This is a genomic window from Rothia aeria (assembly GCF_016726365.1).
Lineage (GTDB): Bacteria > Actinomycetota > Actinomycetes > Actinomycetales > Micrococcaceae > Rothia > Rothia aeria.
This window is the reverse complement of sequence record NZ_CP068102.1, coordinates 2,461,737-2,479,045: the sequence shown is the minus strand read 5'-3', so window position 1 is coordinate 2,479,045 and position 17,309 is coordinate 2,461,737. Positions and strand designations below refer to the sequence as shown.

At 60.4% G+C, this 17,309-nt stretch carries 12 protein-coding genes; all 12 read right to left on the bottom strand.

Going from position 1 to position 17,309, the window contains the following annotated elements; genetic code table 11:
* Window positions 1-137 precede the first annotated feature (137 nt).
* Window positions 138-311: a hypothetical protein gene (locus I6I94_RS10900; protein WP_172425684.1), complete on the bottom strand. Its 174-nt coding sequence runs from the start codon at window positions 309-311 to the stop codon at window positions 138-140.
* Between the two features lie 11 nt (window positions 312-322).
* Window positions 323-4,579, bottom strand: a complete 4,257-nt coding sequence (locus I6I94_RS10895) for a non-ribosomal peptide synthetase (protein ID WP_201620696.1) — start codon at window positions 4,577-4,579, stop codon at window positions 323-325.
* 58 nt (window positions 4,580-4,637) lie between these two features.
* Entirely contained in the window at window positions 4,638-4,865 is a 228-nt protein-coding gene (locus I6I94_RS10890; RefSeq protein WP_126500182.1) for a phosphopantetheine-binding protein, read from the bottom strand.
* A gap of 186 nt (window positions 4,866-5,051) precedes the next feature.
* Window positions 5,052-6,761: a (2,3-dihydroxybenzoyl)adenylate synthase gene (locus I6I94_RS10885; protein WP_201620695.1), complete on the bottom strand. Its 1,710-nt coding sequence runs from the start codon at window positions 6,759-6,761 to the stop codon at window positions 5,052-5,054.
* Window positions 6,762-6,787: 26 nt separating this feature from the next.
* A complete protein-coding gene (locus I6I94_RS10880; protein WP_201620694.1) occupies window positions 6,788-8,089 on the bottom strand; it encodes an enterochelin esterase domain-containing protein in 1,302 nt (433 codons plus the stop codon).
* A 12-nt stretch (window positions 8,090-8,101) separates the two neighbouring features.
* Window positions 8,102-8,938: an ABC transporter ATP-binding protein gene (locus I6I94_RS10875; RefSeq protein WP_037235336.1), complete on the bottom strand. Its 837-nt coding sequence runs from the start codon at window positions 8,936-8,938 to the stop codon at window positions 8,102-8,104.
* Window positions 8,939-8,952: 14 nt separating this feature from the next.
* Complete coding sequence (locus I6I94_RS10870; RefSeq protein ID WP_006888694.1) at window positions 8,953-10,062, bottom strand: FecCD family ABC transporter permease; 1,110 nt, start codon at window positions 10,060-10,062, stop codon at window positions 8,953-8,955.
* Window positions 10,062-11,114: a FecCD family ABC transporter permease gene (locus I6I94_RS10865; RefSeq protein ID WP_006888690.1), complete on the bottom strand. Its 1,053-nt coding sequence runs from the start codon at window positions 11,112-11,114 to the stop codon at window positions 10,062-10,064. The genes I6I94_RS10870 and I6I94_RS10865 overlap by 1 nt, the downstream gene beginning before the upstream one ends.
* Window positions 11,115-11,312: 198 nt before the next feature.
* Window positions 11,313-12,419, bottom strand: coding sequence for a hypothetical protein (locus I6I94_RS10860; RefSeq protein WP_006888691.1), 1,107 nt, complete (start codon window positions 12,417-12,419; stop codon window positions 11,313-11,315).
* A gap of 113 nt (window positions 12,420-12,532) precedes the next feature.
* Window positions 12,533-15,157 carry a Cyclin D1-binding domain-containing protein gene (locus I6I94_RS10855; RefSeq protein ID WP_201620693.1) on the bottom strand — a complete coding sequence of 875 codons (2,625 nt, stop codon included), beginning with the start codon at window positions 15,155-15,157 and terminating at the stop codon, window positions 12,533-12,535.
* 142 nt (window positions 15,158-15,299) lie between these two features.
* Complete coding sequence (locus I6I94_RS10850; protein ID WP_128087906.1) at window positions 15,300-16,343, bottom strand: ABC transporter substrate-binding protein; 1,044 nt, start codon at window positions 16,341-16,343, stop codon at window positions 15,300-15,302.
* A 247-nt stretch (window positions 16,344-16,590) separates the two neighbouring features.
* A complete protein-coding gene (gene rpe, locus I6I94_RS10845) occupies window positions 16,591-17,280 on the bottom strand; it encodes a ribulose-phosphate 3-epimerase (RefSeq protein WP_128087907.1) in 690 nt (229 codons plus the stop codon).
* Window positions 17,281-17,309 lie beyond the last annotated feature (29 nt).

Genomic DNA, 17,309 nt, shown 5'->3' with positions numbered 1-17,309 from the left:
CCTTATTCACGGTAATTTAGCGATAAAGGCGGCGCATCATTAATAGCCGAGACGAGCTGCCCCAGACTATTGGCAGCTAAAGAGCGCAGCGGGCACTGCCAGTCACAGTTCCCAATCACATACACCATGAACCCGCCCTACCCGGCACCAGCGGAATACCAGCCCACATCCAGCAGGTACTTCCCGTCACCGTACGAAACCTGCAATAAGTCCTCAACAAGGTCCAGCTCCTCGGCGGGTATTTGCGGATCTTCCAGCGCCCACAAAAGGTTATCGTAGGTGATAACGCCGCCCCTGAAATCTACCGGCATGACTGCGCCACCTACTCTGCTGGCCCCGAACCGAACGCCTCGGCAACGATCTGCGGGATATACGCCGGGTTCACCATATCCGGGTGGGTTCCGTCAACCCGCACCACACGCAAAGAACCCGCGTGGTTTTCCCACCCGTGAGCATCCAGATACGGCTGATCCTCATGGGGCACCGAGAACATCGTCACCGCACCCGAAAAGTCCAGTTGCTGTGCCCCGCGCATGAGCGCAGCCGAGGCGCGCATCGACTCCAAGCACACGCCCAGCTTATCCTCCGGCAGGTGCCCCATCGCCGAACCAGCCTGCCGTAGCCGCCTCAAAGTACCGGGAAGATCCAGCACCTCACCGGGGGCAGCCTCCGGCAGGCCACCCATCCGCAGCAAGGCACGGAAGCTTTCCTGCTCATCCGGGGCGGGAACGCCCTGCCACTGCTCGGCGGGGTACGCATCCAGCAACACTGTGCGTTCCACGGCGATACCGGCGTCCTCCGCCAATGCGGCAACCTCTACAGCGGCCGTACCGCCCACCGACCAGCCCATGAGCTCAATACGCGCGGGTAGGTCAGCGTCCCGCAAGGTCTGGCGGATGCGCCCCAAATACTCCTGAGCAAGCTCACGTAACGTGCTGGGGAACTTTGCGTGCGGGTCAGAAAACGCGGACGCCTGCACGGCGTACACCGGCTGGTTCGCGGGCAGATGCGCCAGGTACCCGGCGTAGCACCAGCCCAGCCCGCCCGCCGGGGGCAGCACAAACAGCGGCGCGGGGGTATCGGGGGTCAGTTCTGTGTCGACGGCACGCAGCGGCAGCACAGGGGCAAATTCCAGCCCCGCATCCTGCTCCAATGCCCGGGTGAGACCCTCAACCGTGGGATTCGCAAACAGGGCACCGATGCTCACAGACAATCCCAGCTGCTCGCCAATAGCGGCAATAACCTCAAGCGCCGCCAGCGAATGGCCCCCGGCTGCGAAAAAATCTTCGGTGGTGCCGAACCGTTCCCGCCCCAGCACACGCGCGAAAATAGTGCACAATTGCTGCTCCAGCAGCCCGTGCGGGCCGCGCGCATCGGCAGCGGCCGTAGCGAACCTGAACTGAGCCAGCTGTTTACGATCCGCCTTACCGGAGGCGCTCACCGGCAGCGTCTCCATCGTGTGCCAGAGGGAAGGAACCATGTAGTCGGGCAGGTTCCGCTCGCAGGCTTGACGCGCGTCAGCAATAATCTCTTCACGCTGTTCCGTGCTGAGGGCGCCTACCTCAAGGAACGCTGCGAGCGCGGGCTCCCGCAGCCCTGTGTACAGCAGCGCCACCGCCCCGGTGACTGAGTGAAGCGAAGTGAGTACCGTCTCAATATCGCCAAGTTCGAGGCGCTGCCCGCGCAGTTTCACCTGGTTATCGGAGCGCCCGCGGTACACGATCACTCCGCGCGGCGGCTTATCGTCTGTGGCCCCCGGCAGTATCTCCCAGGCGGCAAGGTCACCGGTGCGGTACACCCTCATGCCGCTGGGGGCGTCCTGCCCGAATGCGGAGGCGGTGGCCTGCGGGTTATTCACATACCCCTGGGCTAGCTGCACACCTGAGAGGTACAGTTCGCCGGTAATGCCCGGCGGTACGGGCCGTCCCGCCCTATCTAGAATATGCGTTCCTGTGTTCCACACGGGCTCCCCGATGGGGATGATTTCCCGTTCTGGGTCTTCGGCGGTATCCCAGAACGTGACGTCAACCGCGGCCTCGGTGGGGCCGTACAGGTTCAACGGGTACGCCCCAAGCACCCGGTGCGCGCCGAGCACCTGGTCTTTCTGCAGGGCTTCACCGGAGCAGACGAGGTAGCGTAAACGCCGTTCGGTTTCTTGGGGTCCGAACCCGGCGCTTTTCAGAACACGCCGGGCGGTCGGTGACGTAATAAACGCGGCGAGCATGGTCGGCACGAAGTGCACGCACGTGATGTCCTGCTCGGCGGTCACGCGTGCTAAATATTCGGGGTCGCGGTGCCCTTCGGGGGCGGCGATAACGACCGCTGCGCCTTCCTGAAGCGGCCAGTACAGTTCCCACACGTGCACATCAAACGAGATGGGGGTTTTGTGGAGTACCCGGTCACCGGGGGCGACCGGGATTTTTGACTGCTGCCAGCGCAACCTATTGTCGATGGCGCGGTGGCTGACGGCCACGCCTTTGGGCCTGCCGGTTGAGCCTGAGGTGAAAAGAATATAGGCGGTGTCGTCAAGCTCCGTCTCGTGTCCGGGCAGAATAGCGGATGCTGGTGCGGCGTCCGCAGGGAGCGGGTGCTGCGCGGTCGGGGTGAGGGCGGTGAAGGGCAGCTGCGGCAGGTTCGTGAACCGTTCTGGGTTTTCCGGGGACAGTTCGGCGGGGGCGAGCAGGCCCAGCCCGGGGCCGTTGAGCAGGGCGGAGCATCCTGCGTCGGTGAGCATGTGACCAACCCGTTCTGCGGGCAGTTCGGGCAGGATCGGCACGTAGATGGCCCCCGCATAGAGTGCCGCGTAAAGCGCAATATACTGCTCGATACCCCGGTTGAATCGTAGGCCGACGGCGGTTCCGGGGCGTACCCCTGCTGCCACGAGGGAGGCAGCGAGCGCACGGGCGCGCGCATCAAGCTGCGCGTAGGTGAGGGTTAGGTTGAATTCGTGCGCGTGCGGGGATTCAGGGGTGAGGGTGTACCGTTCCCCCGGTGCGGTCGCGATGAGGGCGGGTTCGTTGGGGTGTGCGGCTACAGCGTCGGTGAACCGCTGCAGCAGGGTTTTGTATTCGATGTGGTGCCCGGTGCTGTTGAAAGCGTTAATGGTCTCCAGTTCTGCGGGTAGGGCTGTGGTGATCGTCTCAAGCGGCAGCTCGTTGGTGGCTGCTGTGGCCCAGTTCTCTAGCCAGGCGCCCATATGCCGCGCGTGTGCCTGCACCTGTTCCATGGTGTACAGGTTAGGGTTGGCGTCTAGCTCCAGGTAGATGGGGTTGCCGCGCCCTGGCATGCCGCGCAGGGTGACGGTCATGTCGGCGACCGGGCCCGCGCTCACATTGTGGATGCGCGCCACGGGCGCGGGGGCACCGGGCAGTTCGTCGGTGCCAGGTGTTGGTACGCCGAGGGTGAGCACCGCATCGAACGGGACAATATTAATCTGCGCCCCAAAGAGGCGGGAGTCGTTGCGTGCTGCGGCCCGTTCCAAGTCTTCTTGACGTGCCAGGGGGTGCTGGGTGTTGCGGGCGAATTGGTCTTTGACGGAGCTCAGGGCCGCTGCGATGGGCCCAAGGGAAGGCACCTGCACGGGCAGCACGTTCACGGCGGTGGTTCCGGTGTTTGCACTGGTTTTGCCGAGGGCTCGGGTTGGTTCGGGCAGGGTGGGGCCGAACATGCGGTTCATTTGGGGGATGCCGAACGCGGCCGTATCGTACCCGCCAATACGCCCCAGGTACGCGCCGATGGCTGCGGTTGCGGCGACCGGCCAGGACGCCCCATATTTTTTGGCCGCCGCCAGCATGTTCTGCTGTACCGTGCGCGGGATAGGCAGTGAGGCCCGTAACGCGCGGGGGGCGGGCGCGGCGGTGCGCGCAGCTAGGGAGGTGTCGGGCTGTTCGAGCGCGGTGGCCCCTTCCCCGGCGGTCCAGTATTCGTAGTCGCTGGCGCGGGCGGGTTCAGCCGCGTTATCGGCGGCGATAAGTTCGGCCAGCGAGGCACGGCTGACGGGTGGAACCGGGTGCCCGCTGCTGAGCGCACGGTAGATACTGGCGATGCGGGAAAGCCCGTTGAATGCCGCGAACCCGTCGGCCACTACGTGGTGGAAGCTGTGGTACACCCACAGCCTGTCGGCGTAGAAGGCGACACGGGAACGAACGGTAATACCGGCATCCGGGTTGAGGGGTTCGGCGATGAGGGATGACGCCCAGGCGCGCACCATGGCTGGTACCGGTTCGCTGTCCGGTTCTTCCTCATGAGGGTTCTCTGGTACGGGCAGCAGCTCAATGTTTTCCAGAAACTCAATGTTTTCCAGAAATTTGTCGAGACCCAGCACCTGCTGTTCGGCGCGTCCCGCGTGCAGGCGGGTGCGCACCCGGAACCCTTCGTTTTCCTCGTAGAGGTGCCGCAGGGCTTGCCGCAGCGTGTCACGGTTGGTGCCGACGGGGCATTCGAGCAGCTCTGCCGTGTTATAACAGGGGTTGGTGGGGTCAATTGCGGCGGCAAGGTAGATGCCGCGCGCGTTCACGCTCAACGGTAGCCAGGGCGTCGTATCCGGGGTGCTGGCGGGTGCAGGCTCGGTGGTGCTCATGGCGGACTGGCCTTTCGTGCAGCAGAACTACATGTGGTTTTATATTGCTTGTGGTGTATTAGGCGATGCGGCTGGTAAGGAATTCAACAGTGGGGTTTTCCACCAGTTCGGTAAATTCCACAGCAATCCCCTCAGCGGCGAGATCATCGAGCAGGGCGAAGGCCCCCATGGAATCAAACCCGAGCGAGAACAGGTCGGTGGTGGGCTCGGCGAACGCGGTGTTCAGCGAGTCTTCTTCACGAATGTACTTGGCCAGTAGCGGGCGCAGGGTTGCTTCAGCGCTCATGGCGTAACTCCTTAAATAGTGTTTATCTGATGCGTTTCTATACGGTTTTAGGTGCGGCGTCAAGGGTACAAGCCTGCCGCCACCTGGCGGGAGGGGAGGCATAGGGCGCATGATGACCCGCCCCCCATGCCAGCAGCCGCTCCTGTGCTCACGGCGGTGCCCCCGCCCGGGAACACCAACACACAACTATTCTGTGAGCATCTCTACCAGACGGGCACGCAGCTCACGGCGGGAAATTTTACCCACATTCGTGGTGGGCAGCTCTTTGAGCACCTCCACCCGCTCCGGGATTTTAAAGGCGGCCAGCTTCTTCTGCGTAAAATACTCGTGCATCGTACGGCGCGGGTTCTGCCCCAGCGATGCGCCTTCCTGGGGTACAAGCACCAGGCAGACACGCTCCCCCACCGCCTCATCCGGCAGCCCCAAAGCCACGGCGTCCAGCACATCGGGGTGGGCTAAGGCGAGCGCCTCAATCTCATCTACCGCAATTTTTTCGCCGTTACGGTTAATCTGGTCTTTTGCGCGGCCCACTACCTCAAGGTACTTCCCGTCCACCAGGCGCACCAGGTCGCCGGTGCGGTAGTAGCCTTCATCAGTAAAACTGTAGGTGTTGGCGTTTTCTTCCCTGTAGTAGCCGCGGATCGTGTACGGCCCGCGGGTCAGCAGGTGCCCAGCCTCACCGGGTGCAACGGGCTGGTCGTTATCATCAACAATCAGAATTTCGTCATCGTCGCTAATGGGCCGCCCCTGCGTATGTAACCGGATGCGCGGACTATCCCCGGCACGGGTGTAGTTCACCAGCCCCTCAGCCATGCCGAAAACCTGCTGCACCTGCACACCAAGCACAGATTCGATCTTGCCCGCTACCGTGGCGGCAAGCTTAGCGCCGCCCACCTGAAGAACGCTCAGCGACGGCAGCTGCACACCACGTTTCTCGGCCGATGCCACCCACGCCTGCGCGAGCGGAGGCACCAAAGCGGTAAACGTAACCCCCTCATTCTCAATGAGCGCGAACGCAGTCTGCGGGCTGGGGTCTGCGGCAAACACCATTTTCGCCTGAACACACATCGCCCCCAGAATACCGGGTGAACTCATGGTGAAGTTATGCGCCGCCGGAAGCGCCACCAGCATGGTGGTGTTGCAGGTGAGGTTGCAAATATCCGCCGAACCGCGCACCGAATACAGGTAGGCGGCGTGAGTACGCGGAATCAGCTTCGACACCCCGGTGGTGCCGCCGGAAAGCTGTAAAAACGCCACCTGCTCGCTTGCACGCGGACTATCAGTATTTTGGATAACCGCCGGGACGAACGGCTCGGCGAGCTGCTCGTCGCTAAGCGGCACCAACGGCTCAGCCGCATCAATACCCACGGGCGGTTTCAGCCCTTCAGCCTGCAGCTGTTCGGACACGTCCTGGTGCAGCGCAGTAAAATCTGTGCCCGGGGTGCGGGACGAATACACGTGCGCGGCCGCATCCGCACGGGCCGCAAAATGCGTCAGCTCACTGGTGCGGTGCTGCGGCAAACAAAATACCGGCAGTGCCCCAGCCCAGAAAATACCCATCAGGTAGATGAGATACTCGGCAGTATTGCCCAGCTGCAGCAGCACACGGTCGCCCGGCTGCACCCCGGCGGCGGCGATACGTGCCGCAGCGGCGCGGCCGGCAGCCTCCAGCTCAGCGTACGAGTAACGAACCTGCTGCGGCTTACCGTCCTGCAGGTGCGCGTGAGAAAGCGCCACCAGGGCCGGGAAATGCGGTTTAGCCCGGCACGCATCCAGCAAAAACTCGGGGATGGTCTGATCAATCCAGTACCCGGCCTGGCGGTATCGGGCGGCGAACTCCTCAGGGATCAGCGGGGTTACCCCCAGATCGCTACGTTCTAGAGTCTGCTTGGTCATCTGTGATACGTTCTCCTTGGTCGAGGCTACTTCGCCGTTAAAATACGCTCCAAAGCGGGCACAATCGCCCCGCGCCAGCAGGCATAATCATGCCCGCCGTTGAACACCGTGTAGTTCAGGTGCATGTCCACACCTTTTAGCTCCTGCACCAGCCGCTGATGCGGGGGCACCAGCACCCACTCCTGCTCCCCCACCTCAACCTCAAGATGCAAATGGCGCAGACGGTGCAGCTCATCGGCTGAACGCAGCTGCTCCAGCCGGTCGAAAACCTGCGGCTGCCACAGCGACGCGGACTGCGCGATTGCCGCCCCGAACGCCTCCGGCCTGGAAATAACCGCCAGCAGAGAGGACAACCCGCCCAATGACTGCCCATTAATAATAATGTTCTCGGCAGGGGTGCGAATATTGTGGAATTTGGCCAGGTGCGGCAGCGCCTCATCCACAATATAGTCGGCGATTGGGTGCTCGCCGTTTAGTTCCTGCCAGCGGCGCTCACGGCCGCCGGAATGCAGGAAAAACACGTGGAACGGCGGGATACGACCGGCACGGTACGCGCGGTTAAGCGTGTGCTCCATACCGTGGTTAAACCACACTTCACCGTCGAACAGGATGAACAGGGGGTCCTCCGGGGCCGGGTTGCCGACTTTACCCACCACATACATGTGCCCGTCAGGGGTTTTGAGCCAGCGCGGGGCTGGCAGCGTATCAAGCTCCTGCTGGCTCAGCAGAAACTCGTGTACCGGGGCGTCTTTCAGCTCCACCACGCCCATGCACCGGCCGATACGGTTACACACGGTTTTAGGGTTGAACGGGTCACCCTCGCCAGCGTCAAGAGCGGCCCGCAGCATGACCTGGTCGCTCTCGCTCAGCCACACCGGGCGTTCCCCCGGTAGTGCAGGCACGAAACTATATGAGGCGCGCCAGTTAGTGGCCATCTGAAAGCTCAGCTGCCACCAATCTGTGCCTTCGATACGTTCCATGAGCGAAAGCGGCAGGTTTTTCTCATCAGTCAGACGGTTCACGAAAATAAGCACCTGCTGCGCCTCAGCGTGCCGGTACAGGAACGTGACGATGCGCTCGCCCTCATTCACGGTACCGTCCGGGTTATGCACCTGCTCAATGAGGGGGGTTCCTTCCCCAACGACCTCCAGGATGCGCGCATTGAGCTCGGCAGCGTTGATGGCTTGGTCAATGAGTGTGCTGATGAGAGGGCTGCTGACGCGGGGGGCGGGTGTGGGGCGCGGAGTTTTCGGCGGCACCGGTCGATCCATGATCGACGGTTTCATGGTCTGAACTGTGTCACACGGCGGGTTGTCTAGGTTACCCATGAGGGAGCCTCCTCAGTTACCTTCGCGGGCGGCGGCAATGGCGTCTGCCGCAATCGAGATGTTCTGCTGCTCAGTGGGGATCACGAGAGGGGTGCCCGTGCAAGGGTCATCAATGATAACGGCCTCCAAATCAAAAACCTCCCGGATCAGCCCAGATGTGACAATTTTCTTAGGATTACCTTGCGCAATGATTTGCCCACGCTTCATTAATACCACATGTGTGGCATAACGGAAGGCAAGGTTAAGATCATGAAGCACCACCGCCACTGTGCGGCCTTGCCTGTGCAGCTTTTTCGTGAGGTTAAGCACCTCAATCTGGTGGGTAATATCAAGGTAGGTGGTCGGCTCATCCAGCAGGATCAGCGGGGTCTGCTGCGCCAACGTCATGGCGATCCACACACGCTGCCGCTGCCCACCCGAAAGCGCCTCAATGGGCCGTTCAGACAGCTCCAGCACATTCGCCGCCTCCATCGCCTCAATACAGGCTGCCTCATCTTGAGCAGACCAGGAGCGTAAAAGCGACTGGTGCGGGTAGCGTCCGCGCGCCACTACATCCGCCACGGTAACCCCTGACGGGGCTTCCGGGGTCTGCGGCAGCATTGAGAGGATCCGCGCAATAGCACGCGATTTCAGCCCTGAGAGAGGCTGCCCGTCAAGATGCACCTGCCCACCTTTAAACGGGATAACACGTGAGAGGGTTTTGAGCAGGGTGGATTTGCCGCAGGCATTCGGGCCGAGGATAACAGTCAGTTCCCCCTCAAGCACACTGAAATCAACGCCGTCGAGCACTTTATGCTCGCCGTAGCCCACCACTAAGCCGGATCCCTGCAAACGGGCGGTGCTGTTCATAGTCTGTGCGCTCACTAGCTCTTTTTCCTCTCAAGATAAATCAAGTACATCAGGTACAGCCCACCGATAGCGCCGGTGACCACACCCACCTGCATACCGCCTGGGATGGCGTACCGCCCAATCAGGTCCGAGCCAAACACCAGCAGCGCCCCCATGAGCGCAGAACTGGTGAACCCCACCCCGGTTGTTTTGGTGAGGGTCTTGGCAATATGCGGGGCGGCCAGCGCCACGAACGCGACCGGGCCGGTGGTGGCGGTCGCCAAAGAAACCAGCAGCACACCAATAAACAGGGCTGCCACACGGTAACGGTTCACGCTCACCCCAAGACCGGCAGCCACATTATCCCCAAACCGGATGGCACCCAGCGGGCGCGTCACAAGCAGCAAAGCTGGCACCACAAGCGCCATTGCGATCATGAGAGCAAAGCTGCGTTCCCACACAATATCGTTAAGAGAACCGGCCAGCCACGAGGCGGCGGTCTGCGCTTGGGTGAGGGAGGCACGCACCACCAGCAAAGAATTGAGGGCAGCCAGGGTGGAGCCCACCCCAATACCCACCAGCACCAGCCGGAAACCGCGCAGCCCCGTATGCCGGGTCATGAGCCACACCAGCAGGGAGGTCGCTAAACCACCGATGACGGCTCCGGCGGCAACCTCAACAGGGCCGGAGTTAAAAACAATAATTTGAAGAAGCGCACCCGTGGCGGCACCATTGGTGAAACCGATAATATCGGGCGAGCCGAGAGTATTACCGGAAATCACCTGAAAAATAGCGCCCGATAGACCCAGTGCGGCACCCACCAGCAGCGCCGCAACAATACGCGCAGCCCGCAGGGGGACGAAAATGCGGGACGACCGGGTTCCGCCCCCTAAGAGCGTGTCAATCACCTGGAAGGCGCTGTATTCACGATCACCCTGCATGAGTGCCCAAATACTCAGGCAGAAAATCACAGCAACAAGCACAGAGTTCAGAATCACCACACGCCACGGGATTTGCGCAGCAATAGGCCCACGCAGGGTTACCACAGCTTTCCCGCCGAGGCTGCGGCTGCGGTTGCGGCGTTTTGTTGGGGCCTGCTGCGAATCAGCGGATTTCACAATATTGATAGTGGGCGGGGTGGCCATTAGAGCGCCTCCACCTTCCGCCGGGTCATGAGGAACAGGAACACCGGTGCACCCGCGAGGGTAGCCACAATCCCCACCTGGGTTTCGTGTTCATGCTGAAGAACGCGGGCAAGCACATCAGTGCCCAAAAGCCACACCGGCCCCAGAAGTGCTGAACCTATATTCACCCAGCGCACGTCGTTTCCGAGCAGGGCGCGCACCACGAACGGCACCGCCAAGCCCACGAACGAGATGGGCCCGATGGCGGCCGTTGCGGCACCGGCGAGAACCGTCACCGCCAGCAGGGTCAGGTTCTGGGTGGTCTGTACACTCACCCCCAGAGAAATGGCAGCGTCCTCCCCCATGCTCAGGGCGTTAATAGCCGGGGCTACGAAAAACGCCAGCAGCACACCGGCGGCGATCACCGGGCCGATTGCTGCAGCGATTGCCACCCCACGCCCTTCCAGGGAGCCGGCCACCCACAGGCGGAACTCGTTGTAGGCGTCCTGGTTAATGAGAATAAGGCCCTGGGTGAAAGAGCCCAAAGCTGCAGAGATTGCCACACCGGCGAGGGCGAGTTTGACGATGGAGCCGTCTTTACCGCGCCCTAAAACATACACTGCTGCTGCCGCAATAGCAGCACCGATAACAGCGACTACCATATACTGCCAGATGCCCATCACGCCACCGATGAACACCGAAAGAACCACCGCCACCGCAGCGCCCGCATTGACACCCATGAGGCCGGGTTCGGCCAGCGGGTTACGGGTGAGAGACTGCATGAGCGAGCCTGCCACCGCTAGCGCCGCGCCGCAGGTGATCCCCACAATAGTGCGGGGAATACGCTGCTCAAAAACGATAATACTGGTCTGGGGTGATGCCGTGCCGTTGAAGGCGTCAAGAACCGCTTGAAGGGAGATAGAGTTGTTGGAACCGAAAAGGAGCGAGGCGATAATGCTCGCCCCCAGCAGAGCCGCGAAGACGATGAGCCAGGTGATCCGTTGAGCGGTTTTAGCACCGTGGCCGCTGAGCGCGGTTGTTGGGACTTCGGCTCGCTGAGTGGTAGTGCTCAACGAGACTCCTTGGGAATAGTATTGGTGTGGCTTGTGATGAGTAAAACCTGCAGCACCCGAAAATGGTTCTCACACCGCCCTTTGAGTGGCGTATGCAGTGTACGTTTCGGGCGTTGTTCGCAGGTCTTGTGAGATGAGCGCACGCGCCGCAGGGCTGGTATACCGGGGTGCCGTGCGGCGCGTGCGTGTCTTGAGGGGTTACGCCTTACGGCGTACGATCACGATAATGGCTGCCGCAATAGCTGCTGCGGCCAGTACGATCGTACCAATCCACGGGAACTCAGAACCGTAGGTGACGGTCGTGTTCGTGGTTTCGTTCTTGGCCTGCGCCTTATCGGAGGAGTTCGACTGCTTGTTCACCCCGGAAGCATTCGCCTTGGCGGTAGCCTTCTTCTGGGTGGTACCGTTCGAAGACTTCTGCTTCTTCTCACCGTTGGTGGTGGTACCGTCCTCAGTGTTTGAGGTATCGGCGTCACCTTCGGTTTCGGAGTCGCCGCCATTTTCGGAGTTCAGGCGGTCGTACTCTTCCTTGGTGATTTTGTTGCCGTCGGCATCCACGTACTCGGTTTCTCCGCTGTCAGCAGTCCCGCCGCCGTTAGCGGAGGTGCCGCCGCCGGAGGTACCCCCGCCGCTGTTATTGGATGAGCCGCCATCACCGGAAGCCCCACCACCGTTATTGGATGAGCCGCCGCCGCCATTATTATTGGAGGCACCACCGCCACCAGATTTATTGCCGCCGCTGCGGGACCCGCCGTTTGAGCGTGATCCACCGCCGTTGTTATTGGAGGAACCAGAGTCTGAGGATGAGCCGCCGGAGTTGCCTCCACCGCTCTTGTTTCCGCCGTCGCTACCGCCGGTGACAGTGAAGACCGGACTCTTATTACTAAACGGCTGGGTGCCTAGAGAATCACCTTTAGAGTTCTTCTTCGAACCAGCAGCCAAGAAACGCAGGGTGTGCTGGCCATTTTCCAGGTCGCTGGGCAGCACGAACGAGCCCGATACGTTGCCGTTACCATCGCTCTTCTGCTGGTGCACCACGCAGGCGCCCTGGGGCGCATCGGCGGGGCAGGCATCACCGTCATCAATCTTGACAGACACCATAGTGTTCTGGGGGAACCCGCTGAGGTTAAACGAGATCACACCGCCGGACTTTACCGTGGGGCTCACGGTGGAACTGGTTCCGGGGGTGTTGCCGCTGGCGCCGCCGGGGGGCAGTGCATATGCGGTACCTACGCTCAGCCCCAGGCTGAGGGTGGCAGCAGCGCATACGGTAGCGGCCTTACTAAAAGGTGTAGAGAAACGCACGGTAGTCCTCTCGTAACAATACTAAATCTTGGGGGCGCCCCTGTGGCCCTGTGGCAGCGGGGCGGGGCACCAGAAACGGTGTGTTATAGACCCCCTATGAATGGTCAGGAAATCTAGTCGCTGTTCTTTTTCTTGAAAGTCAGCGCCAAGGCAAGCAGCACAATACCGGCCAGGGACATCAACAGGTTATTGGCGTTATTGGCAAACCACTTGGCGAAACCGGTCAGTTCGGTGCCGTTCACCCGGTGCTCGACCTTAGCCTGGGGGCTGCCGCCCTGCGATGCGGTATCGTTGCCGTTGTTGTCGTTGGCGGCCTTTGCCTGCACCGTCTTCTTGGCGGCGTTCTTCACCGGGCCCGTTGACTTTGACTTCCCATTAGCTGAAGTTGCTTTGCGGGCAGAGGCTGCCTTTGACTTAGCGTTAGCAACCACCACGCTCCGGGTGCCCGAAGTAAACGGTGCAATGGAGGCGGGACTGGTGCCAATGTTGCTGGAGACATACCCAACCCCCGCGTTTTGGTAAGGTGCCGGAGCGGTGGATACGGATACCGCATTGCCGCTGCTATCCCATGCCTGCCCGTCTTCATCAATCGTTACGTCAGGCTCAGCCGAATCGTAGGAAGACTGGTCAGCAGGCGATACGCTGCCACGCCCTGATGTACCACCACCACTGGGGGTGCTCTCGGTTGCTTCGGCAACGTGCAGCGGGGCCCAGCCAAGAACCTTACCGTTCTCCCCCTGGTTACCGCTCTGCACCACTATGCGGTAGTCTGCGGCGGGCAGCTCCCCACTCATGGTGTAGCTGACGGTGCGGTTCTGATCCAGCTGCACCCACTTAGAAGCCCGAGCCAGCTGCGCTGAATCACCCAGGTAGGGGGTAACCTTCACCCAGGTGCCCGGTTCAGCTTCGGGAACCTTCACGGTCAGCTGCTTGCCGTTGTGTTCAACGCTCACGCCGTGGCGGTCGCCTTCACCCAACTGGCTGGCGGGTACCGATGCAGGGTCGGCCCCGGGCTTGTAGTCGCCAATCACGAACTTGGTATTCACACCACCATCGCCTTCGGGGCCGCCGTAGGTGCCGTGACGGTCGCCCTTACGGAGGCTGCCGGTAAGCAGGCGCAGAGTGTGTTCACCACTGGTGACCTTCGCGAGCTCTTCCCCGCTCAGGCCGGTATTTTCAGCGGTGGGCAGGTCAATGTAGGTGTCGATATTACCGGTCTTCGCATCGGGCTCTACGATCGCCCAGATGGTGCGGTTCGAGTTCACCTTAGTGGCATCATTGTGTGAGACGGAGCCGTCATCAATCTTCAAGCCGATCTTTGAGACGCGCTTATCGTCAGGGTTGCACCAGCCGCTACCGGTAATGTGCAGCTTACCGCCGGGCTCCACGGTCGGGTTCTCGATCTTCAGCTTGGGGCTGAAGTCCCCGCCTTCAGGGGAGCACACATCTGTGTTCTCGGGTTCCTTGTATTCTGCGGCAGCCTGACCGTTCACGGGAATGGTCTTGGAGGTTGCCGCGCGCTGAGTGTCGTTCGGGGCGTTACGGCCGCTCTGTGCGGTAATGCTCAGGTAGTCGCCTGTCTTACCGGTTTGCAGCTGCTCGGGAACGTCGATCTCAATATCGAAGGTGCCGTCAGGGTTCAGCGCGTAAAGCCCCTGGGCGGGGTTTGCTTTGCCGGCATCGGGAATCAGCAGAGCCCACGTGGTGGAGTCAGCGCTCTTACCATTATCCCGCAGGTACTGATCAATGGCACCATGACCACCGGCGCGCGAGTACTGGGCGGGCTTGCCATCCTTCAGGTAGTTCAGCTTCAGCGCCACGGTGGAGCCGCCCTTGCCCTCGGCGTTCGTCCAGCCGCTGCCTTTAATACGTAGCTTCGAGCCCTTACCGGTGGTGTAGGGCTTAACGTACATTACGCCCGCACTACCCTGCCCGGTTGCGGGGGCATCAAGCTTGACCCAGTTGGACGTATCATTCTCATCCGCGGGCTGCTGAGGCTGCACCTGGGCCTGGTCATTGTCCTTGGACGGCTGCCGTGTCTGGTTATCGCTCTGCGGGGTCTGTGGCCTTGCCTTAGGCTGCTGGGGCTGTCGCTGTTCCGTCGCTGCGGGCTGCTGCGGTGCGGGGGTCTGCTGGGGCTCTGCTTTGGTGTCGCCTACTGTCACCTCCAACTCAGCAGAACGCACCACATCAACCTTCTTACCCCCACCATCAACCTTCAAAGACCCCGACAAAAAGGTTACGGTATGCTTCGAACCAACACCCCAATCCGAACCCTTCACATTCGAATTATCAGCCGAAGGAAACGGAATCCGAGCCACAAAATTACCCGCATCATCCGCCTCAACAACAGCAACAACACCACGCGAACCATGCTCCTTACCACCATACGAAACCTGACCACGAGGCACCACAGCACCCCCATCAAGCTTCACAGCAGCAACAGACCCACCCCCATTCTTATCCTTCCACCCAGAACCAGACACCACAATCTCCTGCCCCACCTGAACAACCTTCACACCAGAAACCGACGCACCATCATCAGCCGTTACAGTCTGCTGGTCGGTATCGGTGTTATTGGCCTGCTGGGTGGCGGCCTGGGGGCTTTGCTGAGCAGCGGGGGTTACTTCCCCACCGGTGGCATCCGGTGCAGCAAAAGCTGCAGAGGGCGCCACTAAAGCGCTGGCGAGAGCAACAACTGCGCCGTAAGTAACAGCGTAACGAGTGTGCCGAGTCATGCGATTGTTCCGTTTCTTCATGTGGATTAGTGGTTGGTGGCGGCTGGGGACCGCCTCATATAGTTATGGTGTGCGATGCTGTTTGTGTCCGAAAGAATACCGGAAGTTGGGTGCTTCAACGGGATCTTTTCTCTCGGGAAGTCTAGCCCAGCAGGTCCTTCTTGACGTCTTCAATAATTCCCTGCATGAGAAGCGGACCACCGGTTGAGGTCCACTTGGAGCCGTCCACGAGTTTTACGTGATTCTCCTTATATGCTTTCAGCTCGGTAAAGCCGGAAGTTTCTTTCGCCTTCTTGAGCGCTTCTTCAGCGCCTTCAAGGCCCGCATTGCCCTGAGCTTCGGGGTTTTGCTGGCTTGCGCCACCCAACGTGCCTAAGAACATGTAGTCGGCGTCAATATTTGCCAGGTTCTCCAGAGACACCGGGTCGGAGTGTCCCTGCCCCTTACGGTCCTGTGCGGGCGGGCGTTTTAGGCCCAAATCTTCAAGAACCTGCCCAGCAGGCAGCTCCTTGAGGATCAGGGCGGGCCCGTTACCAGCCCAACGCACAATGGAGAAGGTCTTATCCCCGTACTTGGGGGCGAGTTCCTCCTTGGTTTTTGCGGCTAAAGCCTCATAGTTTTTAATGAACTCCTCGCCCTTATCTTTGAGATTCAGGGCATCAGCAACATTACGGAAGTTAAAATGCCAGTCACCGCCGGCATATCCGCAGTACACCACCGGGGCAATTTTTGTCAGAGTGCTGTAGGCATCAGAACGCTTATCCACACCGGTGTAATCGACAAGGATCAGATCCGGCTCCAGCGCATCGATTTTCTCGTAATTTACCTGTGCCACGGTACCAATCAGCGGAACATCTTTCGCTTTCTCTTTGAGGTAGTTCGGCACAGTTGACTGCCCACGCCCTGACACAGTACCTACGGGGTTGATTCCCAGGGCTAGGGCCGCATCCAAAGTAGGCTCAGAGAGAGTAACCACACGCTGAGGTTTAACGGGGATGTTGATCTCTTCCTCATCAACATCCTGTACTTTGCGGGTTTCCCCACTTCCTCCGGAGGTGCTTGAGGAGGTGGATTCACCGCTGCATGCAGCGAGTGTGAAGGCCGCACCAGATGCCAGTGCCAAGCCCATGAAGTTCCGGCGATTAATGATCGACTCGCCAGAAACTTCGTTTTTCTCGAAAGACATAGCTCTCCCTAATTACTACTAAACTCCACCTAACCTTACCGCTATCTTAGCTTTACTTCAAGGAAACGAAAATTACGACTCACCGCAAGAAAGATGGCTGTACTTCCCTGTTTTTACAGGGAAGTACAGCCATCTTCACATATTTTTTACGGTTATGATGACACTATGTCCCTAAAAAATATGTGTGATGTTCATATAGTCCGCAAATATTTTTAGGTAAAACATTTATTAAGCATCACAATGGTTACTACCCGCACCCACAGGCACCCCATGTTTTAGCGTATGCGCGGGTTGCCGCCTCACGAAGCGACGCGATCGCCTGCTGCGGGTCCTGCGCCCCGTACACCGAGCTGCCCGCCACAAAACATGTAGCCCCTGCCTCTGCCGCCCGCACAATGCTCTCCCGCGTCACTCCCCCGTCAACCTGCACAACCACCGGAGTCCCAGAACCGGCAACGGCTTCGGCGGCACGGCGGATCTTCGGCAGCGTCACGTCCAGAAAAGCCTGCCCGCCAAACCCGGGTTCTACCGTCATCACCAGCAGCATATCCAGCTCAGAGAGCATATCCAGGTAGGGCTCCACGGGGGTAGCAGGGCGCAACGCCATACCTGCTGCAGCGCCCAGCTCCCGCAACGTGCGGGCCAGTTTAATGGGGGCCGTTGCGGCTTCGGCGTGAAAAGTCACCGATTCGCACCCCACCTGCGCATACTGCGGAGCCCACCGGTCAGGATCCTCAATCATCAAATGCACATCGAACGGCACCGGGGAAACCTCACGCAGACGCTTCACCACAGGAAGCCCCCATGTAAGGTTGGGAACAAAATGGTTATCCATCACATCAATATGCGCCGCATCCGCGGTTGAAATGTTCTCCAGCTCAGCCTGCAAATTTGCGAAATCGGCCGACAAGATTGAGGGGTTAATATGAATCCCCACTGTGTGAACCTCCTCGTGTGGTGCCCGTC